Source organism: Rhizobacter sp. P3_B12 (genome assembly GCF_056402895.1).
On record NZ_JBFUGN010001490.1, the window covers coordinates 1 to 997 of the forward strand.

A 997-nucleotide genomic window follows, 5' to 3' on the forward strand; every position below is an offset into this window, starting at 1 on the left:
GGGTGAACCGATGGACGGCACCGTGGCGGAACCGCGGCTGGGCAGGTGCTCGACCTACGGCAACTTCGACCCGCTGCCGCCGGATTTTGCGAGCCTGGCGGACCTGACGCACGTGGAAGCCTGCCTGGGCCTGGGTGCGCACACGCATTACTTCGATGCGGGGGAGCGCCTGGTGGCGGCGCTCGCGCATCACCTGGTTGCCGGGGCTGCGCCTGGCGCTGCGGCGGCTGTGGGCCATGGTGTGGACGTGCAGGGTGCTGTGCCGATGGATCGTGCTGGTGCGACGTGATGGCGCTAGCCTCGTCCAGTGCCGCTCGCGTCACATCGTCTACAGCCATTCGATCGGCCGCGGCCTGGAACTGCAGAATCAGCCCCTGCGTGCTTTGCAGCAGCGTGTCATGAAGCTCCCGCGCGAAGGAGTCGAGCCAGAGTCAGGCGCTGTGGTCGCCCAGCATCTCGCGCAATAGCGCGCGTCGGCGTTCCAGGTCGTCGATCTGCGCCTCGATGAGGGCCAGCCGCTCGCGTTGCGCCGACAAGGTCTGCTTGCAGGGCGTGGCGCCTTCGATCAGCAACATGCAGCCGGGGAAGGTCCGGATCTCGTCAAGACTCAGACCGGTGGCCAGGAGACGTTGGATCTGGCGCACCTGCGCGGCTGCGCCGGACTCGAACTTCCGGTAGCCGTTTTCTGCGCGCGAAGAATTCAACAGCTTCAGGGTGTCGTAATGCCGAATCGCACGCGCGCTGATGCCGGTGAGGCGGGACAGTGCGCCGATGGTGAGTAATCCAACAGGCTTCATGGGGATTTGAGAATGACGGCTTGACCCTGACACGGATGTGAGGCTCGACAGTCAGCGCCCCTTTGTCTCATCAGGAGCAACTCCATGACCTTCTTGCCGTTCGGCATGCTATCTCGCGCGCTCGTGGCCTGCCTGCTTGCCCTCGCAGCGGCCACGATCAACCTCGCGTGGGCCGAGACCACCTCCAAGCACTACACGGC

2 protein-coding genes and 1 pseudogene are annotated in these 997 nt (G+C 65.4%); 1 reads left to right on the plus strand and 2 read right to left on the minus strand.

Annotation, left to right across the window (positions count from 1 at the left end):
- Positions 1-289: hypothetical protein (locus AC1D01_RS36345; protein WP_477874615.1), on the plus strand; the 289-nt coding region annotated here is incomplete at its 5' end.
- Between the two features lie 52 nt (positions 290-341).
- On the opposite strand, the pseudogene AC1D01_RS36350 reads toward AC1D01_RS36345, so the two are convergent.
- Both AC1D01_RS36350 and AC1D01_RS36355 read right to left on the minus strand, forming a co-directional pair.
- Positions 342-392: pseudogene (locus AC1D01_RS36350) on the minus strand (hypothetical protein); the annotation flags it as partial.
- Positions 393-431: 39 nt separating this feature from the next.
- Positions 432-797, minus strand: a complete 366-nt coding sequence (locus AC1D01_RS36355; RefSeq protein ID WP_477874617.1) for a MerR family transcriptional regulator — start codon at positions 795-797, stop codon at positions 432-434.
- Positions 798-997 lie beyond the last annotated feature (200 nt).

Bases quoted from the DNA above. Each gene is read 5' to 3' on its own strand.
- AC1D01_RS36355 (WP_477874617.1), bottom strand. From the start codon at position 797: ATGAAGCCTGTTGGATTACTCACCATCGGCGCACTGTCCCGCCTCACC.